At 72.5% G+C, this 3,530-nt stretch carries 5 protein-coding genes; 3 read left to right on the forward strand and 2 right to left on the reverse strand.

Features of this window, described 5'->3' with window-relative positions; translation table 11 throughout:
* Positions 1-205: 205 nt before the first annotated feature.
* Positions 206-904, reverse strand: coding sequence for a GNAT family N-acetyltransferase (locus ACFU74_RS06415; RefSeq protein WP_380752670.1), 699 nt, complete (start codon positions 902-904; stop codon positions 206-208).
* Between the two features lie 85 nt (positions 905-989).
* Between ACFU74_RS06415 and ACFU74_RS06420 the strand changes: the two genes are divergently transcribed.
* The 3 genes from ACFU74_RS06420 (at position 990) to ACFU74_RS06430 (ending at position 3,083) form a co-directional block, all read left to right on the forward strand.
* On the forward strand, positions 990-1,598 hold the full coding sequence (locus tag ACFU74_RS06420) for a hypothetical protein (protein ID WP_380752673.1): 609 nt from the start codon (positions 990-992) through the stop codon (positions 1,596-1,598).
* Between the two features lie 41 nt (positions 1,599-1,639).
* Positions 1,640-2,011: an iron chaperone gene (locus ACFU74_RS06425; RefSeq protein ID WP_380752676.1), complete on the forward strand. Its 372-nt coding sequence runs from the start codon at positions 1,640-1,642 to the stop codon at positions 2,009-2,011.
* Positions 2,012-2,102: 91 nt separating this feature from the next.
* Entirely contained in the window at positions 2,103-3,083 is a 981-nt protein-coding gene (locus tag ACFU74_RS06430; RefSeq protein ID WP_380752679.1) for a DUF4331 family protein, read from the forward strand.
* Positions 3,084-3,092: 9 nt separating this feature from the next.
* Here the strand turns inward: ACFU74_RS06430 and ACFU74_RS06435 are convergent, their stop codons facing one another.
* The gene (locus tag ACFU74_RS06435) at positions 3,093-3,452 is read right to left on the reverse strand and encodes a hypothetical protein (protein ID WP_380752682.1); all 360 of its coding nucleotides are present in this window, start codon (positions 3,450-3,452) and stop codon (positions 3,093-3,095) included.
* Positions 3,453-3,530: the final 78 nt, after the last annotated feature.

The following is a 3,530-nucleotide window of genomic DNA, read 5'->3' on the forward strand; positions in this document are numbered from 1 at the left end:
CGCCGGCCCCGGCGGTGATCGGGTGAGGTGGAGCCGGATCAGATGTCGATCCAGAACGCCTCCATCCAGCGGGCCTCGCCGATGCTGCCGATCCACTACGTAGGCGTCACCGTCGAACCTGACACTCGAAGGTGCATGGAGGTTCCAGAACTGGACAGCTTCGATGGGGGAGTGGGGCTCGGTCGCGGCAGATGATGACGGTGTGTCAGTGATGTCCGGGCTCCCAGTCGGCTGCCTGCGGCCTCTGGCCGGCCGGTCGGTCCGGTCCGAACCAGGGCAGGCACTCCCGCAGTCCCTCGATCTCCACCGGGACCGACCGGTGCTCCCGCCACTGTTCGGCGGTGAGGCGGAGCCGGCGGAGCAGGACGGCCTGCTCGCGGACGACGTGGTGCTCGATGCCGTCCTCGCGGTACCCCAGCTTGTCCGACACCCCCAGCGACGCCGTGTTGTGGGCGTAGGCGCCGGAGACGGCGTGGCGGGCCCCGAGCCCGGCGAAGGCCAGGTGGAGGACCGCGGCGCGCATCTCGGTGCCCAGGCCCTGGCCGTGGTGGCCGCGGCCGAGCCACGAGCCAGTGCGGACCTCGCGGAGGATGGCGAAGTCCCGGGCGCCGATGCCCTGCGTGCCCACGACGATGCCGTCCCGCAGCACCACGAGATTCAGCTCCCAGTTCGCCGGCTGCCATGCGCCCCAGCAGCGCCAGTGGTACTGCAGGACGCTGCGCGCCCGCTGTTCCGGTTCGGCGTCGGTCCAGGCGACCGTGAACGGCTGCACGGCCGGGTCGTGCACGCCCTCGGCGGCCAGGGACGCCAGTGCGGCGAGTCGGTCCGGATCCGGCAGCCGCAGTTCCAGGTGCGGGGTGGTCAGCCGTAGGCCGGCGAGCGGCCAGTGCGGGAGCAGGCTCATGCCCGGCAATTCTCCGCACCCTCCGCCGCCGTGGCCACTGGATATCGCGGACCTGGACGGGCCCGAGGGATGGTGTCCCGCGCGGGTGCGTCCACCCGCCGCCGGCACCTCCGGGCGGGACACCCAGCAGGCGTACGGCGGCGCGCGCTGGACCTACTGGGAGGGGAACGACCGGTACGTCTGCTCCACCGGGTTCGCCGTCCGCTACCCGGGGAGCCAGTACCGGATGATGACCAGCGCCGCGCACCGCGGCGACCAGGGCTCGCCGGCGTACAGCCTGCAGTACCCCGACAGCCGGTCGTTCGGTTCGGTCGGGCACCGCGACACGGACCGGGACGTCAACCTCGTCTACGCGGGCGACGGGGGCTTCTTCCAGCCGCGCACGTGGTGGGGTCCCTGGGCGGAGGCGTCGAACGCCGGCGACCAGCGGACCTGGCCGGTCAAGGGACTGCACCAGAACCACGTGGGGCAGCGGGTGTGCTCGTCCGGCTCGCAGTCGGGGGACATCTGCGACATCACGATCGAGGCCACCGAACAGACCGTCGTCTACAGCGACGGGATGACGGTCCAGCGGACCATCCGGGTCCACAAGCCCGACCAGCCCGTCTGGGGCCGGGGTGACAGCGGCGGTCCCGTCTCCCAGCCCGACGGCTCCGACCTGGAGAAGTACGGTCTCGAACTCGTCACCGAGTAGCCCGCGCAGCGCGGCGGGGCAGGGCGGCATAGCCTCGTGCCATGGTGCAGAGCAGGGCGAGCGATGTGGACGGCTACCTGGCCGAGGTCCCCGAGGAGCGCAGGGCCGTGCTGACGCGGGTGCGGGAGCTGTGCCGGGAGGAGCTGGAGGGCTCCGGCTTCGCGGAGGTCATGGCGTACGGGATGCCCGCCTACGAGCGGGACGGCTCCTGCGACATCGCGTTCGCCAGCCAGAAGCAGTACATCTCCTTCTACCTCATGCGCGCCGACGTCCGTGAGGCGTTCGCCCAGCGGCTGGCCGGGCAGGACATGGGCAAGGGCTGCCTGCGGTTCCGCAGGCCGGAGAAGACCGACTTCGGCCTGCTGCGGGACCTGCTCAGGGCCACCGCCACCCGGCCCGCCGGGGCCCGCTGACGGGTCGGGTGCGCCGATCGGCGGACGGGGGGTGGGTGTGCGGGTGTCGTCCCGGCCGGGTGGGGGGGGGTGTGCTGGTAGCTGTACCGCCATGTCCCATCACCTCAGCGGACCGAACCTCCGCTCGCCGCGCGGCGACGCCCGGCTCGACCTCACCGACCTGTTCGCCTTCCCGGCCGCCGGGGCGCCGGGGCGCACCGTCCTCGTCATGAACGTGAACCCGTACGCGCCCACCGGCGGGGCGGAGTTCCACCCGGACGCCGTCTACCGGATCAACATCGACAACGACGGGGACGACCGCGCCGACGTGGCCTACTCGTTCACGTTCTCCGCCCCGGCCGGCGGGGCGCAGGACGTCACCGTGCGCCGCGCGACCGGGGAGGCGGCGCAGCGGCACGAGGCGTTGGGGGACGTCGTCTTCGCCGACGTGCCGGTGGCCTTCGGGGACGCGCCGCACGTCGTCTCGTCGCCCTACGGCGGGTACCGGATCTCGGTCGGGCTGCGCAGCGACCCGTTCTTCGCGGACCTCGAAGGGATCGTCAACGACTTCACCTGGACCGGCAAGGACGCGATGGCGGAGGCCAATGTCCTCGGCATCGCGCTGGAGGTGCCGGACGCCGACCTCGGGCCCGAGCCGGGGATCGGCGTGTGGGCGCGGGTCAGCCTGCACCGGGACGGGCAGCTCGTCTCCGTCGACCGCGGGGCCCACCCCTCGCTCACCGCGTACTTCAACGCGGAGGAGGCCAAGGACGCGTACAACGCGGGGGAGCCGGCCGACGACTGGGAGAAGTACCGCGAGCCGTGGACGGCCGTGCTCCAGCACACCGGCGACTACACCACCGACGCCGCCACCGAGACGCTGAAGCTCGTGCTGCCCGACATCCTCCGCTACGACCGCTCCCGCCCCGCCGCCTACCCCAACGGCCGCACCCTCACCGACGACGTGACCTCCGTGCGGCTCGCCATGGTCTCCGGCGGCAAGGTCACCAGCGACCACATCCCCCCGCACACCGACCTGCTCCCCGCCTTCCCCTACCTCGGCCACCCCCACCCGTACCCGCCGGCGGGGTAGCCGGGGCCGTCAGGGCAGGAGGCACTGGGACTGCGGGTCGTAGCAGTTGAGGCCCATCGAGGAAGCCACCTGCGACGCGAAGACGGCCGCCTCCTCGGCCATGCTCCAGCGCATCGGGAAGTAGATCAGCGGACCGCTCGCCTCGCCGATCAGCGGGCCCGTCGACCACGGCGAGATGTCGTCCTCGTCCTCGGTCAGGTCGGGCCAGCGCTCCAGGAGCGCGGCGACGTAGGCCGCGATGCGCCCGGTCGGCGGCAGGTCCTGGCCGTCCGCACCGATGTACCGCTCGTACAGCTCGTCGAAGCACCGGCCGGCGGCGGCATCGTCCGCCGGTCGCTCGCCTTCCCACACCGCAAGATCGAAGCTCATGGGCGCAGCCTGCCACCCGGCACCGACAACCGGCCCCGGTCTTGGGGTGGGGAGTCGGACCCGCCGACTTCCCACTCC

It is taken from the genome of Kitasatospora sp. NPDC057500 (assembly GCF_042802195.1).
Taxonomy (GTDB): domain Bacteria; phylum Actinomycetota; class Actinomycetes; order Streptomycetales; family Streptomycetaceae; genus Kitasatospora.

Coding starts and splice junctions, on each gene's coding strand:
- ACFU74_RS06415 (WP_380752670.1), bottom strand. CDS start 904: ATGAGCCTGCTCCCGCACTGGCCGCTCGCCGGCCTACGGCTGACCACC.
- ACFU74_RS06425 (WP_380752676.1), top strand. CDS start 1,640: ATGGTGCAGAGCAGGGCGAGCGATGTGGACGGCTACCTGGCCGAGGTC.
- ACFU74_RS06430 (WP_380752679.1), top strand. CDS start 2,103: ATGTCCCATCACCTCAGCGGACCGAACCTCCGCTCGCCGCGCGGCGAC.
- ACFU74_RS06435 (WP_380752682.1), bottom strand. CDS start 3,452: ATGAGCTTCGATCTTGCGGTGTGGGAAGGCGAGCGACCGGCGGACGAT.